The sequence below is a fragment of the Enterococcus pallens ATCC BAA-351 genome (genome assembly GCF_000407485.1).
GTDB classification, from domain to species: Bacteria; Bacillota; Bacilli; order Lactobacillales; family Enterococcaceae; genus Enterococcus_A; species Enterococcus_A pallens.
In genome coordinates this window covers 581,502-601,621 of record NZ_ASWD01000003.1, presented here as the reverse complement: position 1 = coordinate 601,621, position 20,120 = coordinate 581,502, and the positions used below count along the sequence as shown (strand labels likewise).

The 20,120-nt window shown below is 37.3% G+C and carries 14 protein-coding genes and 1 other annotated feature; of the genes, 9 read left to right on the top strand and 5 right to left on the bottom strand.

The window, feature by feature from the left end; translation table 11 throughout:
• Window positions 1–40: 40 nt before the first annotated feature.
• Window positions 41–1,000: a D-2-hydroxyacid dehydrogenase gene (locus I588_RS15415; protein ID WP_010759688.1), complete on the top strand. Its 960-nt coding sequence runs from the start codon at window positions 41–43 to the stop codon at window positions 998–1,000.
• A 98-nt stretch (window positions 1,001–1,098) separates the two neighbouring features.
• Here the strand turns inward: I588_RS15415 and I588_RS15410 are convergent, their stop codons facing one another.
• Window positions 1,099–2,034: an aldo/keto reductase gene (locus I588_RS15410; protein ID WP_010759687.1), complete on the bottom strand. Its 936-nt coding sequence runs from the start codon at window positions 2,032–2,034 to the stop codon at window positions 1,099–1,101.
• Between the two features lie 216 nt (window positions 2,035–2,250).
• Window positions 2,251–3,195, bottom strand: a complete 945-nt coding sequence (locus tag I588_RS15405) for an aldo/keto reductase (protein ID WP_010759686.1) — start codon at window positions 3,193–3,195, stop codon at window positions 2,251–2,253.
• 126 nt (window positions 3,196–3,321) lie between these two features.
• Window positions 3,322–3,524 (top strand) — a binding site (T-box leader).
• Between the two features lie 48 nt (window positions 3,525–3,572).
• Here I588_RS15405 and hisS point away from each other — a divergent pair.
• The 4 genes from hisS to I588_RS15385 all read left to right on the top strand — a co-directional run bounded on the left by hisS (window position 3,573) and on the right by I588_RS15385 (window position 9,851).
• Complete coding sequence (gene hisS, locus I588_RS15400) at window positions 3,573–4,874, top strand: histidine--tRNA ligase (protein ID WP_010759685.1); 1,302 nt, start codon at window positions 3,573–3,575, stop codon at window positions 4,872–4,874.
• 40 nt (window positions 4,875–4,914) lie between these two features.
• Window positions 4,915–6,687 (top strand): aspartate--tRNA ligase, encoded by a 1,773-nt coding sequence (aspS, locus tag I588_RS15395; protein WP_010759684.1) that lies wholly within the window; start codon window positions 4,915–4,917, stop codon window positions 6,685–6,687.
• 102 nt (window positions 6,688–6,789) lie between these two features.
• Window positions 6,790–7,668 carry a YitT family protein gene (locus I588_RS15390; RefSeq protein ID WP_010759683.1) on the top strand — a complete coding sequence of 293 codons (879 nt, stop codon included), beginning with the start codon at window positions 6,790–6,792 and terminating at the stop codon, window positions 7,666–7,668.
• A gap of 338 nt (window positions 7,669–8,006) precedes the next feature.
• The gene (locus I588_RS15385; protein ID WP_010759682.1) at window positions 8,007–9,851 is read left to right on the top strand and encodes an acyltransferase family protein; all 1,845 of its coding nucleotides are present in this window, start codon (window positions 8,007–8,009) and stop codon (window positions 9,849–9,851) included.
• Window positions 9,852–9,880: 29 nt separating this feature from the next.
• Here the strand turns inward: I588_RS15385 and I588_RS15380 are convergent, their stop codons facing one another.
• Complete coding sequence (locus I588_RS15380; RefSeq protein WP_010759681.1) at window positions 9,881–10,159, bottom strand: GIY-YIG nuclease family protein; 279 nt, start codon at window positions 10,157–10,159, stop codon at window positions 9,881–9,883.
• Complete coding sequence (locus I588_RS15375; protein WP_010759680.1) at window positions 10,146–10,883, bottom strand: tRNA1(Val) (adenine(37)-N6)-methyltransferase; 738 nt, start codon at window positions 10,881–10,883, stop codon at window positions 10,146–10,148. The genes I588_RS15380 and I588_RS15375 overlap by 14 nt, the downstream gene beginning before the upstream one ends.
• A gap of 80 nt (window positions 10,884–10,963) precedes the next feature.
• On the opposite strand from I588_RS15375, the gene I588_RS15370 reads away from it, so the two are divergent.
• Window positions 10,964–11,596 carry a lysophospholipid acyltransferase family protein gene (locus I588_RS15370; protein ID WP_010759679.1) on the top strand — a complete coding sequence of 211 codons (633 nt, stop codon included), beginning with the start codon at window positions 10,964–10,966 and terminating at the stop codon, window positions 11,594–11,596.
• A 42-nt stretch (window positions 11,597–11,638) separates the two neighbouring features.
• On the opposite strand, the gene I588_RS15365 is transcribed toward I588_RS15370, so the two are convergent.
• Window positions 11,639–12,367 carry a DUF554 domain-containing protein gene (locus tag I588_RS15365; protein ID WP_010759678.1) on the bottom strand — a complete coding sequence of 243 codons (729 nt, stop codon included), beginning with the start codon at window positions 12,365–12,367 and terminating at the stop codon, window positions 11,639–11,641.
• Window positions 12,368–12,560: 193 nt separating this feature from the next.
• On the opposite strand from I588_RS15365, the gene I588_RS15360 reads away from it, so the two are divergent.
• Genes I588_RS15360 through I588_RS15350 form a run of 3 tightly spaced genes read left to right on the top strand, consistent with a single transcriptional unit; the run spans window position 12,561 to window position 19,997 of the window.
• Window positions 12,561–13,700: an exonuclease SbcCD subunit D gene (locus I588_RS15360; protein ID WP_010759677.1), complete on the top strand. Its 1,140-nt coding sequence runs from the start codon at window positions 12,561–12,563 to the stop codon at window positions 13,698–13,700.
• Window positions 13,690–16,821, top strand: coding sequence for an AAA family ATPase (locus I588_RS15355; RefSeq protein WP_010759676.1), 3,132 nt, complete (start codon window positions 13,690–13,692; stop codon window positions 16,819–16,821). Before I588_RS15360 ends, I588_RS15355 begins: the two co-directional genes overlap by 11 nt.
• Entirely contained in the window at window positions 16,821–19,997 is a 3,177-nt protein-coding gene (locus I588_RS15350) for a DEAD/DEAH box helicase (RefSeq protein WP_010759675.1), read from the top strand. The genes I588_RS15355 and I588_RS15350 overlap by 1 nt, the downstream gene beginning before the upstream one ends.
• The last annotated feature ends 123 nt before the right edge of the window (window positions 19,998–20,120 follow it).

Sequence of the window (20,120 nt, the reverse complement as noted above, 5' to 3'; positions counted from 1 at the left end):
TAACTCAAGCTCTTTTTAGTTTATTATGAGGAGGATGTTTATGAAAATTGTAGTATTAGATGGTTATGCGTTAAACCCTGGAGATTTAACTTGGGAAGGATTTGAGCAGTTCGGAGAGATTACTGTTTATGATCGAACTTCCTATACCAATACATCAGAAATTATTCAGCGGATTGGTGAAGCAGAAGTGGTTATTACCAACAAAACACCGATTGACGAAACAGTTTTAGCTCAAACACCTAAGGTTCAATATATTGGTGTGATTGCTACAGGTTATAATGTGGTGGATACTCAAGCAGCCGGTGAGAGAGGAATTGTGGTAACTAATATTCCGTCTTATGGAACTGAAGCAGTTGCCCAATTTACGTTTGCTTTATTATTGGAGATCACTAGCCAGGTGGGGCTACACAATCGATCGGTACATGCTGGCGATTGGCAAAATAGTGTCGATTTTATGTATACCAAAACACCTTTAATGGAATTGAGGGGCAAAACTTTTGGTTTAATAGGTTATGGTGCGATAGCCCAAGCTACCGCTAGAATTGCTCATGCAATGAATATGACAGTTATCTACGCCAATCATCGACCGAAAGAAGCCGAGGAATGGGCAGCTCAGGTTTCTTTGAACGAGTTATACCAACGCTCAGATGTGATCAGTCTGCATGTACCTCAAACTAAGGATACTACTGAAATGATCAATCGATCCGCTATTGCTAAAATGAAAGATGGCGTAATTTTGTTAAATACAGCTCGTGGAGGATTGTTGGATGAAGCTGCTGTTGCTGAGGCCTTGAATACTGGGAAAATCGCAGCTGCGGGTGTTGATGTAGTTTCGACCGAACCTATTCAATCAGATAATCCGTTGCTTCAGGCAAAAAACTGTATTATCACGCCTCACATTGCTTGGGCTCCAGTAGAAACTCGTGAACGCTTGATGGGGATCGCGGTGGATAATTTGTCTGGATTTCTTAATGGTCAGCCGCAAAATGTAGTAAACTAAGAAAAATAGAATAGTGATTATTGGTTGCAAAAAGGCTCTTTGCCTCTTTTCGTTAAAGCTAACGATTAAAGGAGGTAAAGAGTCTTTTGTATGTCTAATTATTGGAATAATTGATCGATGTGATCAAAATCAGTTTTTGAAAGTTCTACGTCAATTGCTTTAGCGTTGCTTTCTACCTGCTCAGGCCGCTTCGCTCCCGGAATTACAACACCCATTACCGGATGTTTCATATACCAAGCTAAAACTAGCTGTGTTACTGATACTTTATATTTTTGAGCTATTGGTTTTAAATGATCAACTTTACCAATAATTTCTTTAAAGCGTTCCCCTTTAAAATCCGGATTTTTGCTGCGAAGATCGCTATCGTCGAATACAGTTTCTTTTTCGTATTTTCCAGTTAATAAGCCAGAATCTAACGGGTAATAAGGAACAAAAGTAATTTGTTGTTCTTTCAAATAAGGAAACAAGGTATCTTCGTGTTCTCGATGAATTAAGCTGTATCGTTCTTCAATCACATCAACATGACCATCTTGATTGGCTTCCTTCAATTGTTCTAATGAAAAATTTGAAACGCCAATAGCCTTTATTTTGCCCGCTTGTTTTAATTCATACAAAGCAGCTACTGCTTCATTCTTAGGAGTAGTTTCATCAGGAAAGTGAATGTAAAAGATATCTAAATAGTCCGTTTGCAAGCGTTTCAATGATTCTTCGACTGCCTTTTTAAGGAACGCTGGAGAATTGTTGAAGGCCCCATCTTTAGACATATCATGTGCGGCTTTGGAGGCAATAATAACTTTGGATCGATCAAATTCCTCTTCCTGTAAAACCTCGCCAATTAATTCTTCTGAGCGGCCGCGACCATAAGAAAAAGCAGTATCTAACAAAGTGACGCCATTTCTAAGAGCAGTCCGGACAACTTCTTTCCCAACTTCTTCGTCTAGATTTGGGTATAGATTGTGTCCGCCGACAGCATTTGTTCCTAAGCCTAATTTACTTGCATATACTGAAGATTTTCCAATTTGTACTTCCGACATTACTACTATCACTCCTTGACTTTTATTATTAAATCATTTAAACCTAAATAATTTGCCTCCTAATGAAGATGACTTAAACTTGAGCACGTTACCCATAACAACGATTATTTTACATAGAAGGTCTTTATAATAGTTTAAAGTAAAAAAATAGAAAAAGCGATACCCACTTTGCTTTTTCTATTTTTTTTGTGCAACAAAAAAACTGAGACAAGGGCCTCAGTTTAAGTCTTTAAAAATGTTATCAATCATAATATAGTCTGCTTCTGATAAACGAATGTCGACAGCTTTTGCGTTTGTTTCAACTTGATCGGGGTGTTTTGCCCCAGGTATTACGGCGCTGATAGCAGGATTTTTCATGTACCAAGCCAATACCAGTTGAGCAACTGTGGCGTTGTAGGTTTCAGCAATCGGACGTAGTAAATCAACCTTTGCCAAAATTTGTCTGAAACGTTCACCTTTAAAGTCAGGATTGTCATTTCTGATATCTGAATTGTCGAAATCATTTTCTTTAGTATATTTACCCGTTAACAAACCAGATGCAAGGGGGAAGAATGGTACAAAACTAATCCGGTGTTCCTTCAAATAGGGAAATAGTTCGCTTTCAGCTTCGCGGTGTAACAGACTGTATTGATCTTCAACTACATCTACGTATGAGTCTTGATTTGCTTCCTGTAGTTGTTCTAATGAAAAATTCGAAACACCAATTGCACGAATTTTTCCGGCTTCTTTTAATTCGTGTAAAGCAGCAATTGCTTTATTTTTAGGAGTATTTTCATCTGGAAAATGGATATAAAATATATCAATATAAGTCGTCTGTAATCGTTTAAGGGCATCCTCAACAGCTTGCTTTAAAAATTCCGGCGAATTGTTCAAAGCATCATTTTTAGTAACATCTTGCGCAGCTTTAGTGGCAACAATAACTCGAGAACGGTCATAGTTGGGCTCTTGCAGCACTTCTCCAATTAATTCTTCTGAGCGGCCAATTCCATAAGCAAAGGCGGTATCTAACAATGTGATACCATTATCTAATGCTGAACGAACAACTGCTTTTCCTTGTTCTTCATCTAAATCAGGGAACAAATTATGTCCACCAACTGCATTTGTTCCTAAACCTAAGTCTGTTGAATAAACTCGAGATCTACCTATTCTTACATCTGTCATTAGTTTCTCACTCCTATTCTTTCAACTAAGTGTAAAGTGGAATGCAAAAAAAGTGAAATATCTTGCTTTTTCTTTTCACTTATCCTTGACTTCCCAGCCTTTTTTTAGTAGTTTAAAAGATGATAATTAACATCAATGAAAGAAAGAGTAAGCAACGAAGAGGGTGCAGAGAGAATTGCCTAGGCTGAGAGCAATTCCAAATCGAGTTCCTGAAAGACATTCTGGAGATGAGCGCGTGCAAAGCCGCTCCGTTTCGCAAGCGTTAATTGCTAGAGGAAAAAGGAAACTTTTTCAAAGATAGGTGGTACCGCGATTATTTCGCCCTTGTTCAGCTGAGCAAGGGCTTTTTTACGTCAATCAAGAAAAGAGGCAAAAAGATGAATTATCAGCGACCAAAAGGCACCAATGATATTTTACCTGGAGAGAGTGAAAAGTGGCAGTTTGTGGAAGAAACTGCTCGTTTACTATTTGGTGATTATCAGTATCAAGAGATTCGTACACCCATGTTTGAACATTATGAGGTGATTGCACGCAGTGTGGGAGATACTACAGATATTGTATCAAAGGAAATGTATGATTTCCGAGATAAAGGCGATCGGCATGTAACACTTCGACCAGAAGGAACTGCACCCATTGTACGGGCTTATGTAGAAAACAAATTGTTTGGGCCAGAACACAAGAAACCTTATAAAGTTTATTACACCGGTCCCATGTTTCGCTATGAACGTCCACAAAAGGGGCGGTTACGTCAATTTCACCAAATTGGCATTGAGGCTTTCGGCAGTGAAAATCCTAGTTTAGATGTTGAAATCGTGGCAATGGCAATGGACTATTTCAATCAATTAGGAATTCGCAAAATACGATTGGTGATCAATTCAATTGGTGATAAAGAAACACGTGCGGCCTATCGTCAGGCACTGATTGATTATCTAGAACCTTTCGAAGCAGAATTAAGTGAAGATTCCAAACGACGGTTACACGAAAATCCTTTGCGGGTATTGGATAGTAAAGATAAGAAGGATAAACCAATTGTAGTTAATGCACCTAGTATTCTAGATTATCTTAGTGAACCGGCTAAAAAACACTTTAATGCTGTAACTGAAACCTTAAAGTATTTAGAAATTGATTTTGAAATAGATCATCGCATGGTTCGTGGTCTGGACTATTATACTCATACCATTTTTGAGATAATTAGTGATGCTCCAGGAATGGGGGCGCAATCTACGATTTGTGGAGGCGGCCGTTACGATGGGTTAGTAGAGGAGCTTGGTGGACCTGCTGTACCTGGTTTTGGTTTTGCTATGGGAATTGAACGTATTTTGTTGACATTAGAACAAGAAGATGTGCTCGTTCCTGCCATCAATAACCTTGATGCATATGTAGTGGGTATTGGTGAGAGAACAAATATGGAGGTTCTTAAAGTAGTTCAAGCAATTCGTGGATTTGGTTATTCAGCGGATCGTGACTTTATGGAACGTAAAGCAAAGGCTCAATTTAAATCTGCAGATAAGCAGGGTGCTAAACTAGTTCTGACTTTAGGAGAAGATGAATTAGAAAAAGGCCAGATTAATGTAAAAGCTTTAGCATCTCACAGAGAAAAAACATTTTCTCTTGAAGAGGTATATCAACAATTTAATGAGGTCTATGATGAGATGATGACCTTCATTATTGAAGACTAGTTCATATTAAAATTTATTACAAAGAATGAGGAGTAGAATAATGGCTAAAAGATCGGTTTATTGTGGTTTAATTTCTGACCAATGGTTGGATAAAAAGGTAACGTTGAAAGGATGGGTTCAAAAGCGTCGTGATTTAGGTGGTTTGATCTTTATCGATTTGCGTGACCGTGAAGGGGTAGTTCAAGTAGTTTTCAATCCAGAAGAATCAAAAGCTGCTTGGGAAGTTGCTGACCAATGCCGTAGTGAATATGTTGTTGAAATTACAGGAACAGTGATTCGTCGAGATAACAACTCTGTAAATCCTAAAATGACTACTGGTGATTTTGAAATTAAAGGAGAAGAAATCGTTATCCTCAACGAGGCAAAAACTCCGCCATTTTCAATTGAAGATGACCAGAATATTAGTGATGAGGTCCGCTTGAAATATCGCTACATGGATTTACGTCGTCCGAAAATGACTCAAAACATTATGCTGCGTCATCGTTTGACTCAATCGGTTCGTAATTTCCTAGATAACAATGATTTCTTAGATATTGAAACACCTTATCTGGCAAAATCAACACCAGAAGGAGCTCGGGATTATTTAGTACCATCACGTGTTCACCCGGGTCATTTTTATGCGTTACCGCAATCACCGCAAATTTTGAAACAATTGTTAATGACAGCTGGTTTTGATCGTTATTATCAAATTGTTCGTTGTTTCCGCGATGAAGATTTGCGTGGAGATCGACAACCTGAATTTACTCAGATTGATATTGAAACTAGCTTTTTAACAGCAGAAGAAATTCAAGAATACACTGAAAACATGATTGCTCAAGTAATGAAGGATCTTTTAAATATTGAAGTGACTCTACCTTTCCCACGTATTACTTGGGATGAGGCAATGGAGCGTTATGGTTCTGACAAACCTGATACTCGTTTTGAAATGGAGTTGATTGATGTAACGGAAATTGCTGCCGCAACAGATTTTAAAGTGTTCCGCATGGCTACAGACAACAGGGGAGTAGTGAAAGCCTTAAATGCTAAAGGCGCTGCAGACAAATATTCTCGTAAAGAGTTAGATCGCCTAGGCCAGTTTGTTGGTCAGTTCGGAGCTAAAGGATTAGCTTGGATTAAAGTGGATGAAAACGGTGAGCTAACTGGACCGATTGCAAAATTCATGGATGGAGTTGCGGATGATCTTAAAGCAGCGATGAAAGCTGAAGCAGGCGATGTGCTAATGTTTGCTGCTGATCAATTCTTAACGGCAGTAACAGCTTTAGGTGCTGTGCGCTCGAAGGTCGGAAAAGAACTAGGCTTAATTGATGAGAGCAAATTCAATTATTTATGGGTAGTAAATTGGCCTCAGTTTGAATATGACCAAGAGTTAGGGCGATATGTTTCTGCACATCATCCATTCACTATGCCTAACGATGAAGACATTGCAAACTTGAAGGATCATCCAGAAAAAGTTTATGCTCAAGCTTATGATATTGTCTTAAACGGCTACGAATTAGGTGGTGGATCATTACGTATCCATACCCGTGAATTACAAGAACAAGTTTTCGAAACATTAGGCTTTACGCGCGAATCTGCTAATGAGCAATTTGGATTCTTGCTGGAATCATTAGATTACGGTTTCCCACCAATTGGAGGAATCGCTTTAGGTTTAGATCGTTTTGCGATGTTATTAGCTGGTGAAGACAACATTCGTGAAGTCATTGCCTTTCCGAAAAATGGTAAGGCTGCTGATCCAATGTCAGATGCTCCAAGTACAGTATCACCATTGCAGCTGTATGAGTTAAGCATTAACACTACAAATGTAGAAGACTAAGAATATTCTAAGATAAGCACGCTCTTTTGGAGGGTGCTTTCTTTTTATTATGAAACCCCGTATAATGTGTATGAATTTGCGGAAAAGAGGCCTTTAAATAAAATGAAAAAAAAGATAGAGGGTTGGCCGTATCATGATTTTGCTACCCGTTTGTCTGTTGCCGTTGTTTATGCATTCTTAGCTTCCATCGCTGTCAATTTCTTTTATCAGCCAGGGAATATTTATTCTAGTGGATTAACTGGATTTGCTCAAATATTGACTACCTTATCTCATCAATGGCTTGGACATACTATACCAGTTTCGATTACGCTGTTTGCATTGAATATTCCATTGTTTATTTTAGCTTGGTTTAAAATAGGTCATAAATTTACGATTTTTACATTTGTGACAGTCTTTTTGACTTCCTTTTTTATGCATATCATACCAGAGACACAGTTAACGAATGATCCTATTATTTGTGCTATTTTTGGTGGAGCTATAATGGGAGTGGGGATTGGGTTTGCTTTGAAAAATGGACTATCTTCGGGTGGACTTGATATTTTGAGTATTACGATTCGTAAAAAGACAGGGCGCTCGGTAGGTTCCATCTCAATTATCTTTAATGTAATGATTATGCTGATTGCTGGAATTTTGTTTGGCTGGCAATATATGTTTTACTCAGCCTTGTCTATTTTTATGAGCGGAAAGCTCACCGATGCACTATATACTAAACAGCGCAAAATGCAGGTGATGATTGTTACTAAATGCCCCGATAAAGTTATTAATGGTATTCAGGAGAGTATGCGAAGAGGGATTACGATAATTAACGAAGCAGAAGGAGCATATAAGCATGACAAACAGACGGTGCTATTCACCGTTGTTACACGTTTTGAATTGCCACAACTAGAAAACATTATGAGAGAAACAGATCCGGGAGCTTTCGTTAGCATCTCCGAAAATGTTCGTATCATGGGACGATTTTATGAAGAATCCTTAGACTAAGCGGGGCTGTTGCCTCGCTTTTTTTTTGTATAAAATAGAATAAGTTTATGGAATATACTCATTTACTAGAGGTTTTTTCTCAGAACTAAGGCAATTTTTCGATGATACAGTAGTTGAATATTTGAGGAAGTATGGATTTTCTTTTTATTTCGATTTATGCTATGGTTTTTAGTGAAACATTTATTGCTGTAAAATCTATGAAAGTAACAAGACAAGTTCGATAATTTTTTTAGATAAACAAATTTTAGGAAATGTTTATTTTCTGAGATACCTCTTGCACTTTGAAAGAATAGAACGTATAGTTTAATTTGATTCTAAAGTAAAGTTGGAAAGTAAAAATGGGAAAAAGACTGAAGAATAGTCGCTATATAACTGGGTTTGATGGACTTCGATCGTTGGCAGTGATTGGAGTCATTTTGTATCACTTGCTGCCTTCTCAAATGCGGGGAGGATTTTTAGGTGTTCCAGTATTTTTTGTTGTTTCAGGATACCTGATTACTGATTTATTAGTTCAAGAATGGAAACAAAATGGCAAAATAAGGTTAGGAAAATTTTATATACGAAGAATGAAGCGGTTATATCCTGCGCTGGTAACTATGCTGATTGCTTCTTCTGCTTATATCACTTTGTTCCAACGTAATTTATTAAACAATCTTCGTGGGAATGTAGTCAGTAGTTTATTGTATGTAAACAATTGGTGGCAGATTAAGCATGGACTTTCTTATTTTGATCGTTTTGCGGGAGAGTCTCCGTTTACTCACATTTGGTCATTGGCAGTGGAAGCCCAAAATTATTTATTCTGGCCGATTATTTTTATTTTATTAATGAAGCTAGTAAAAAATCGAGGAAAGATTTATATTACAGTCTCTGTAGCCGCATTGATTTCAGCTATTTGGATGGCCATTTTGTTTACGCCAGGACAAGATCCTACGCGGGTTTATTATGGAACGGATACAAGATTATTTTCAATCCTGATGGGCTCAAGCTTAGCATTTATTTGGCCTAGTACACGATTAAAATCTCAAATTCCTAAACAAGCAAAAAAAGTATTAAATAGTATAGGCCTCGGTTCTTTATTTCTTCTTATCGCCGCCTTTTTGTTTTTGAATGACGGAACTACTTTTTTATATTATGGTGGGATGTTTTTAATTAGCTTAATCTGTGTTGTGCTAGTAGCAATTACAGCGCATCCAGGTGCAAGTTTAAACAAATGGTTGACTAATCCTGTATTTACGTGGCTTGGAAAGCGAAGTTATGGGATTTATCTTTATCAGTTTCCAATCATGATTTTTTATGAGGCGAAGTTTAATGTGGCCGATCATTTGGTACTTCATACGATAATTGAAATTGTTTTAATTTTACTAATTACTGAGCTTTCCTATCGTTTTGTTGAAAAGCCAATGCGTTTCTTCAATTATCGAGGTTTATTTGCTAAATTAAAAACTTGGGTGCAAGCGCCATTGAAGAGTAAAGAAAAGATCGTTTTTTTATCGACTTCATTAGTGATAGTGATCGCTTTAATTGGTATTGCAATAGCACCAACTAATCAAGTGGATGCGAATCAGCAAGAACTGCAAAAGCAGATTGAAGCCAACCAGAAGGAAGCACAAAAGACGCAGTCTTCTACTGAAACTACTGAAACAAGTGGTGAAGGAACTGATATGGCTGAAAAATATAATTTAACCAACCGACAAATAACTAAAGCTGAAAATATGCCCGTTACGGCTTTTGGTGATTCGGTACTTTTAGCTGGTGCCAGTGGTTTAAAAGAGATTTTTCCTAAAATGATTATTGATGGAGAAGTTGGTCGTCAAGTAGAGGATAGTCCACCATTATTGCAAGCCTTGAAAGATAAAAAACAACTAGAGGATAATGTCTTGCTAAGTTTAGGAACTAATGGACCTTTTACTGACGAAGAGTTTGATCAAATGATGAAGGTCATTGGAACCAAACGACGTGTGTTTGTTTTAAACGTTCACGTACCAACACAACGCTGGCAAAATGAAGTGAACCAGAAGCTTAGCGAAATGGCTGAAAAATACAAAAATATTACGCTAATCGATTGGTATAACTACAGTAGCAGTCAACCGGGTTGGTTCTATGATGACCAGGTACACCCTAATCCTGAGGGAATTATTCCTTATTGTTCGCTAATTGCAGAATCATTGCTGAAAGGGCAATAAAAAAGTGTTTTGTGAAAGCTCGCTGAAGCTCACAAAACGCTTTTTTTTCGATATTCTTTTAGATACTGTTCTTTTTGAACTCTTGAAAGCCTTTTGAAAGCAGCTTCTGCTTTCATAGCTGCACTCCGAGAATCAAAGTGTTCAGCATGAATCATAGCAACAGGTCTGCGTTTTGTTGGATGGGTATATTTAGCACCTTTACCAGCGTTGTGTTCAGCTAAACGTCGGGCAAGGTCTACCGTATAGCCACCGTAATAGGTGTGATCTTGACATGACAAAACATAAAAATAGTGATTAGCTGCGACCATAAAGCATCTCCTTGATCGGTTTAGTATAATTACCTTGAACATCATAAGTTAATAGGGGTGGTAAAAACCGTAGTCCTTCATTTTTTCCATGTTTAATTCCTTCAATAAGCAAAATATTCGCTTCTTTCCCTTCCTTTGGATAAACAAATTGAATTCTTTTTGGAGCAATATGATAGCTCCGCAGACAATCAATAATCTCTAAAAAGCGATCAGGACGATGGACGATCGCAAAATGACCATTCATTTTTAACAAACGTGATGATACGGAGATAACATCTTCAAGAGTAGCATGAATTTCATGACGAGCAGCAGCAAGATAAGGATTTGGATTTTTTTTGCTGGTGGGAAGCTCTTTAAAATAGGGTGGATTACACACAACTAAGTCAATTGAATCAGGTTGGAATTTAGAAAAAGTATTCTTCAAGTCCAATGTATGCATGTTCATTTGATGATCCAATTGATTTAATTGAATACTTCGTCTACCCATATCTGCCAAACGAGGCTGTAGTTCAACCTGATCAATATGAGCAGTTGTCCTTTTACTAATGAAGAGCCCTACTGCACCATTCCCAGCACATAAGTCCATAATTCTTCCGCGCTTGGGAATTCTTGGGAAATTGGCTAAAAGGACTGCATCTAAAGAAAATGAAAAAACTTCAGAACTTTGAATAATTTGAATATCTTCTGCATAAAGCTGGTCAATTCGTTCTCCATTGTTTAACATTTACTTATACCCCCTTAAAAAAAGCGTGCGCATGTATTATACTACGTTTAACTATGATAGAAAACCGAAAGGAAGAAAAGATGTTTTTCAAATTTATTCGCGGCGTTGTACGCGTCCTGTTGGCAATTATTAACGGAAACGCTCATTATCAGAATCAAGCAGCTTTACCTAATGAAGAAAACTATATATTAGTAGCTCCTCATCGTACATGGTGGGACCCTATATATATGGCGTTGGGAGCTTCACCAAAACAATTTTGTTTTATGGCAAAGGAAGAGTTATTTAAAAATCCAATTCTACGGTTTTTCTTAGTTCATTTAAATGCTTTTCCTGTGAACCGAGATAAGCCAGGACCGAGTGTTGTAAAAAAACCAGTGAAGCTTTTAAAGGATTCTGATAAAAGTTTGATTATGTTTCCTAGTGGCACACGCCACTCCACTGAACTAAAAGGCGGAATGGCACTGATTTCTCGTTTAGCCAAAGTGAAAATTGTGCCTTGTGTCTATCAAGGACCGTTGAAATTTTCTGAGTTATTCAAACGCAAGCCGGTCTACGTTCGTTATGGTGAACCGATAGACGTAAGCGATATTAAGAAGCTGGACAAAGAAGGATTAGCAAAGATTGAGGTACGTGTTCAGCAGGCATTTGATAATCTTGATAATGAAATCAATCCAGATTATAAGTATATACCAAGTAAAAAGAATAAAGATTAATTAAACATGCCGATTGATATTTCCCAATCGGTATGTTTTTTGCTATAGCAATGGTAAAAAGACGCTACTCCAAATCCAACTGAGGGGCATAACTAAAATCATCGAAGGAATCATATCAGCTGTAGGAAACATTTTCACACGAATCATACGGAAAGATGTTGCTACAATTAATAATCCTCCACATGAACGAAAATCTAGAATCATTTCAGGAGTAGTTAAGGGAAGAATGATTCCAGCAAATAAGAATAGTGACAGGAAAATGATAAATTGAGGGATAGCAATCACAGAAACGACATATCCCAAGTTACAAGCAAAAATGGCTGCTGTAAAGAAATCTAGAATAGATTTAGCAATGAGAATAGTATGTTCACCCGTCATACCAGCATCTAAACTTCCATAGATACCTGTACCACTAGCACAGAATAGCACGATGATAGTTACCAATCCTCGAACAAACTCCTCATGTGGAATTGACAAATGTTCTTGTGGAAATAGTTTGTTTACTGGTCGCTGCATTAAGTCTGCCGCATGCTCAATTTTCTTCTCTAGATGTAAGAACATTCCTAAAGAAGTACCCAAAATCACTGATAAAATCACTGCTGGAAGATTTGCTGTTTGTGTAATCGCTGGAATTCCCATCGCCAAGGCACACAGACCAAAAATTAATTGAATCTCTTCTTTGAATTTTTCAGACAAAAGATGGCCTAAAAAACCTCCAGCCAAACCTCCTAAAATAATTGATGCAGAGTTGATAAATATTCCAATCGGCATAATAGTCCCCCTAGATTTTCAAAAATACAACTAGTTTTATCCTATCTTATTTAAAATAAAAATGATAGCCTCAATGAAAAAAAGAGAGTTATCTTTTTAAATAGAGCAGCTTAACTCTTTAGCAACAACAGCGGAAAAAAAGATAGACTCATGTTATACTTGTAGGAAGGACTTATTTAGAAAAGGTGATTTTGTGAGGTTTTTACATACTGCAGATTGGCACATTGGAAAAAAATTGCATGGATATGATTTGTTAGAAGACCAAGCTCATATTATTAAGCAAATATTGACAATTGCTAAGACTGAGAAGGTTGACGCAATTGTCATAGCTGGTGATTTATATGATCGCTCAATTCCTTCTGAAGAAGGAGTACGATTGTTAAATCAGACAATTGCTGAGATAAACTTAACTGCTGGGATTCCATTATTAGCAATTTCAGGTAACCACGATAGTGCAACACGGCTAGCTACTGGAGCACCTTGGTTTGCACAATCAAATTTCCATTTACATACACGATTAGACCAAGCTTTTGAACCGATTGTTATGGGAAATACGGCATTTTTCTTACTACCATATTTTGAACCTGTTGATGCGCGAATTCATTTTGAGGATTCTTCGATTCGTTCTATTCATGATGCAATGCCGATTGTAATCGAAAAAATAAAGAAACAGTTTGACCCTAAGTATAAGCAAGTATTGGTAAGCCATTTTTTTGTTTCCGGCAGTAGCCGAACAGACTCTGAAACAAAAGTAGAAGTTGGAGGATTGGATGGAATAAACGGCGTTCTTCTGGAAGATTTCACCTATGTTGCACTTGGACACTTGCATAATAAAAATGCTTTAAATTTACCAAATGCTCGCTATAGTGGGTCGCCATTAAAATATTCTCTTTCAGAAAAAGAACAGAAGAAGGGCGTATGGCTGGTAGAAACTGAAAGTCAGTTGAATCTCAAGTTTATCGAATTAGAGCCGCTTAGAGAGATGCAGGAACTTCAAGGAACCTTTGAATATTTTTTAACTCCAGATACTTATCAGCAATTAAATCGTGAAAATTATTTTTCTTTTCTTTTAGAGGATCGGTCGATTATTCCTAATATGATGAATCAATTAAGGAAAGTTTACCCAAAGGTTTTGCAGGTAGGACGCTTAAATGGACGAGAAAATAGTCAGCAATCTGCTATAAAAAAACTAAAGGAAAAGACGCCTATTGAATTAACAGAAGAATTTTTCACTTCAATTGTTCAAGTTGCGCCAACAGAAAGACAGAAAAAATGGATTGAACAGACAATCCATCAATTGGTAAAAAATGGAGGTGAGTCAGATGCTTCCTAAAAGAATTATTATGGAGAATTTCGGGCCGTTTCTTCATGAAGAAGTAAATTTTGAGCATTTTCTTGAAACACCGCTTTTTCTAATTAGTGGAAAAACTGGTGCGGGAAAAACGACTATTTTCGATGCGATTACTTTTGCGCTTTTTGGTGACGCTTCCGGGGGAATAAGAAATGCTAATGAAATCCGATCTACCTTCGCCGAACCAACAGAAGAAACCCGCGTTCGTTTCTTTTTTGAACATCAGGGACGTCAATTTGTGATAGAGCGCTCTCCCAAGCAAATTGTACAAAAGAAAAATGGTAAAGGTGAGACTACTAAAAATCAAAAAGTACAATTGGTGATTTTAGATGATGATGGAAAAGAAGTTGAAGCGTATCAAAAAGTAGAACCTGTGGGTGATATGATTTATGGTATGCTGCATCTAAACAAAGATCAATTCAGGCAAATAGCTATGTTGCCACAGGGTGAATTTCGTACGTTTTTAGTAGCTAATAGTTCTGAAAAAGAAGCAGTGTTGCGCAGCCTTTTTGGAACGGCCATCTATCGTACCTTTACTGAAAATTTAAAGGTCAAAAAACAAGAATTAGAAAAAGATGTCAACGAAATTTTAGTTCGAATTGATCAACTGTTTCAACAAGTTGTAACCGAAAAGGGATCAACTTATCAGGAATCATTAATGAATGCTCGAAATTATCTAACGCATGAACAGCTTGTTCTGCAAAAAATGAATAAAAGAGTGTCCGTGACAAAATCCCAATATGAGAAACAACGAGATTTACTGACGAAAGCTGAACAGCTGACCATCAAGTTCCAAGAATTTGAAAAAGCGAGAAAAGAAGTAAATCTGTATGAAAAACAAGAAGCGGCTATAAATGAGCAACGTAAGCAGCTTGATAAAGGTAAAAAAATACAGCACCTAATGCCGCTGTATACAAGATTGAAAGAATTGGAAAATGACTCTCAAGAATTGAAACAACGAATGGAGCAAGTCCGTGTAGCGTTACAGGAATTGTCTGTACGACAGCAAAGCTGGACCCAACAGAATGAGAAGCTTGAAAAAGAAAAAGAAGAATGGGCACTTAAGGAATTAAAATGTCAAGAGTGGAAGAAAGCTTTACCCTTTGTCATCCAAAAAGAGGAATTGGAGAAACAAAAAGAGAAGCAGCGGGAACTAAAAAAAGGAATTCAAAAAGCTCATGATGGTATTGCTGTTGCTATTGACGAATTACAAAAACAACTTGTCGATTTGAGAAAGAAACAAGCTAATGAGGCGTTTTGGCAGGATAGACGTTATCAGGAAATTCAATATCAACAACAAATTGAACAATTAATACAGAAGCAGCGGCAGCTGGATCAGGAAGAAGAATCGATTGAAGACCAGCAAATTCAGCTAGCGGTTCTTACGAATAAAATTAGTCAGGCCAGTAATGACTTGACTGCTCAAACGGCTGAAAACAAGAAACGGAAAAGTCGCTGGGCTAGTATGGAAATTGTTCGGTTAAGTCAAGAGCTGCTTTCAGGTGAACCTTGTCCAGTATGTGGATCATTAGAGCATCCCAATCCTGCAATTGGAGAGGTTGTGTCTAGTGATGAATTACTGAAGCTTCAAATCGAGTTAGAAGAAGCTGAAGAAAATGTAAAACAGCTTCAGATTCAAAAAGAAACCGCTGAACATGACTTACGAATAAACACAAAAAAATACGATATTGCTAATCAAAAGTATACGAAAGAAACAGAGTATCTCCAGCAGGAAGTTGACTTACTTGCTAAAAATATCCAAGCTTATTACGACGAAAGTTTTGGTCAGCAATTAGAAGATATCCAGACACATATAAAGGAAAAGCAAGCGATAACGAGCCAAGAACTGACAACGATTTCTTCTGCTAAGCAAGAAGTTCTGAAGTTGGAAATACGCAAAGAAGGTTTGCAAACAGATTACGAGGAATCAAGCAATGCGCTAAGACAAGCTGACAGTCAGCTTCAGCTACTAGCAGGACGTCTTCAAGTGGCGGAGGAGCAGGCGAAAAGCTGGCAATCTGCGGAATTAGAGAAAGGCATTAAAAAGCTGGGAATTGAGATAGCGGATAGACAGATGCTAGTAGTTAAACATCAGAAAGAAGAACAATTTATAAATACTGAAAATGTTCGTTTAGCAGAAAGTCAGCAACAATTAATGACTCAAGACGAATTGCTGAAAAGAGAGTATGAACAAAAAAAAGCAGACTTTTTTGAGGCTCTTCAAAAAGCTAATGTCGACCTATTATCAGTTGAAAAGCAACATATTGATCCTGAAGATTTTCATGAGCTGGAGGAACAAATAAAAGCTTTTGACAATGCTCAACTATTAGTTCAAGATCGATTGAAACAATTGGAAAAGGCTCTAGCAGGTCAAGAATGCCCAAATTTAGAACCTTTGAAAGAAAATGCAGTCAAAGCAGAAGAAATCTTCCATGAGATGCAAGAAGCTTTTTATCAAAAAGATTTACAATTAAAGCAGTTGGAAGAAATTATTTGCAAAATCGAAGAATTGCATCAAATGAGCAGCAGCCAGTTAGAGGAACTGAGTGAGCTAACTGAGCTGTATCAAACAATGAATGGTGATAATTCTGCTAAAATCAGCTTGGAACGCTTTGTTCTGCAATGGTATCTAAATGAAGTCTTGCAAGCAGCTAATCAACAATTAGCTGTGTTAACCAATGGACGTTACCAATTTGAATTAAATCAGCAAATTGGTCGTTCTAAAGGGAACACAGGGCTAGAAATTAATATTTTTGATGATAATACTGGGGCTAGCCGAAGTGCACATACGTTATCGGGTGGTGAAAGTTTTATAGCGGCTTTGGCCTTAGCTTTAGGATTGGCTGAAGTTATTCAGAACCAGTCTGGTGGGATTGCTATGGAAACATTGTTTATTGACGAAGGTTTTGGCTCACTAGATGAAGAAGCTTTGGAAATGGCTGTGAGTGCACTTGAAGGAATAGAAAGTCAAGGTCGTATGATTGGAATAATCAGTCATGTCAGGGAATTGAAAGAACGAATTCCACAACAGGTTATTGTACAAACGACTGGAACTGGCCAAAGTACGATTCATTATCAACTAGAAGGATGGGAGAGACACTAATGAGATGGAGTATTCCAGAAAAGGTTATTGAACGCGGAAGAACGTATTTAAAAGAAGGGCGTGTACTTTCGGTTTCAGCAGATCCAGCTCGACGTGTATGGCATGGTGAAGTTTTAGGTAGTGAACTTTATTTAGTCGATTTAGACGGTAGCGGAAAAGAAAATGATTTATGTGAGTGTCCTTATTGGGAGGAACATGGATATTGTAAACACACGGTAGCCGTCGAGCTATATTTGCGTGAGCAAGGTCTATCCAGAGTGATTAAGCCTGAAACTGTATTGCCTAAACCTAAAGAAAGTTCTATTTCGTTTGCAGACTTATTAAATCAAGGATTCGCACGCTTAGAAAAAGATGCATTGCCTATTCAGCCATTATTTGTAGAATTTGTGGTAGAACCCATTCCCACAAACCCTTATCATCCAGAATTGGATGTACTAGCAGTATCTCTTCGTTTAGGAAGCCGTGTAAATCGACGCAGTTATATTGTAAAAAACCTTTATGATTTTTTACATGCTTATCAAACTGATTCTGTGTACACGATCAATAAACAATATCGGTTTCAAATTGAAGCAGGGGCTTTTGATCCAAAATGTCGGGATATTATTGAAGATCTTGTGGGTGTAAGTGAAACTTATCAGCTTTTAGGCAAGGCAGGGTTGCAAGTTAAAGGCAAGTTAGATAAGCGGTATTTATTATTGCCAGTTCATCGAATTCAGGAATTACTGACTAATATGGAACAAACAGGAAATCTAACAGTTAACCTGAATGAAAAAAGCTATCATCAGCTTAAGGAAGGTACAGAATTACCACTGACTTTTCAATTAATGAAAAAAGAAAATGCTTTTGTTTTTACTATTGAAGATGATTTTACTGCATATTTTAGTAATTATTTCTTAGGATTTGTTGGAAATCACTACTACATCCTTACCCATGAACAACAGGAAACCTATATAACTATGAAACAGCTGCTGAAACGGTTAAAAGAGCCAGTAATTACGTTCAAACAAAGCCAGCTTTCACCATTATTTAGCGAGGTATTTCCTTTTCTTAGAAAAATAGGACAGGTTATTGTAGCAGATGAAGTATCTGCAATGATAAAAAGTGATCCTTTAAAATCAGTAGTCATCTTTCGTAAAATTAAAGGGATGATTCGTGTTGAAGTCGAATTTCATTATGGGAAAATCCACTTTACTACTAATGAAGCTCATCAACCTGCTTTACCAGATCAGGTGGAAATATTACGTGACCGAAAAAGTGAGCAGTATCTTTTAGAGTTATTTGAGAAATTCCAATATAAAGTAATTGATACGGGTTTTGAAAAACCTATACCAACTCAAGAAGGCTTGTATCGATTTTTTCGAGTAGAAGTTAACGCGTTTAGACAATTAGCAGAAGTTAAGATGGGTAAAAAGCTTCGTCAGTTGTTCTTAGATGGACAGGAATTTCAACCTACTTTAGAGGTGGATCAGAAAGGTTCTTGGCTAGATATTCGTTTCGATGTCACAGGTATTAATGATTCCGAAATCGATAATGTACTGTCTAGTCTTTTGAGAAAGGATCAGTTTTATACGTTAGACAATGGCGAAATTCTTTCATTTGATTCAGATGCGTTTCGAGAAACCAGTGAGATCATCGGTCAGCTAAGAGAACGCTTGAATTCAGAGAATGGTGTAATTCGTTTACCGAAGAGTCAAGGAATTCTATTGGAAGAGCGCTTAAAAAACAATCCTCAAACTCAATTTAGTGAAGGTTTTCAAAAGATGGTTCAGGATCTAACTCATCCAGAAGATTATCCAGTGAAACTTCCTACCAACTTGAATGCAACTTTGCGACCTTATCAGGAAATTGGTTATCGTTGGTTGAAGATGCTCAGCGATTATGGATTTGGCGGTATCTTGGCTGATGAAATGGGGCTAGGAAAGACATTACAGGTAATCACCTTTTTATTAGCTGAAAAGCAACTAAAACCTATTAAGGTAGTAGTAGTGGCACCAGCTAGTTTAGTCTACAATTGGCAAGCTGAGATGAAAAAGTTTGCTCCTGATTTGAAAACAGTAGTTGTTTCAGGCAATCGTTTGGAGCGGGAAACACAATTGAATCAAGAACTAGAAATTGTAATTACTTCTTATGCTAGCTTGAGACAAGACATTGATCTACATTCGAAACAGCATTATCAGTATATGATTTTAGATGAAGCACAAATGGTCAAAAATGCAGCTACGAAAACTTCTCATGCGTTAAGACAATTAGATATCCCTAATCGTTTTGCATTAAGTGGGACACCGATAGAGAATAATTTAGAAGAGCTTTGGGCTTTGTTTCAAACGGTAATGCCTGGATTCTTTCCAGCGATTAGCCGTTTTCGACAAATGCAAGTATCAGAAATTGCCCGAATGATCCAACCATTTGTTTTACGGAGGGATAAGGATACTGTCTTGCAGGATCTTCCTGAACGTATTGAATCAAATATTTTGAGCAGTCTAATGGAAGAGCAAAAAACAGTTTACTTAGCTTATCTAAAACGAATGAGACAAGAAGTTGATCAAATGGACTCCGCCACGTTTAGGAAGCAGCGGGTAAGTATTTTAGCTGGTTTAACTCGTTTGAGACAAATTTGTGATGATCCACGTTTGTTTATGGAAGATTATCATGGAGGTTCAGGTAAACTTGAACAAGTTAAGGACCTCATTCAGGCAGCCAAAGAAAATGGACGGCGTGTACTACTTTTTTCACAATTTACCGGTATGTTATCTATTTTAGAAGAAGAATTAAATGCTATTGGCATTTCTAGTTTTTACTTAAGAGGAAGTACGAAGGTGAAAGATCGACTGACTATGGTAGATGCTTTTAATCAAGGAGAAAAAGATATCTTCTTGATTTCATTAAAAGCAGGAGGCACAGGTTTAAATCTGACTGGTGCAGACACAGTAATTCTATATGACTTATGGTGGAATCCAGCGGTTGAGGAACAGGCGGCTGGCCGTGCACACAGAATTGGTCAGAAAAAAGTAGTTGAGGTTTGGCGTATGATTGCTGAAGGAACAATTGAGGAACGTATGAATGAGTTGCAGAAAGAAAAACGTGAATTGTTCCAAAAGGTAATCCAAGGTAACGAAGAGCAAGTTAATAAACTTACTGAAGATGATATCCGGATGATCTTAAGTATTGGTGAATAGTGGGACTGGAATAGTTGCAGTGTAATAGAACTGCAACTATTTTTCCTTTTCCAGGAAGCTTTAATCGTACTTAAGATTTTTTTAACAAAAGACTTCACCAGATATTGAAATAGTTTTAAGATT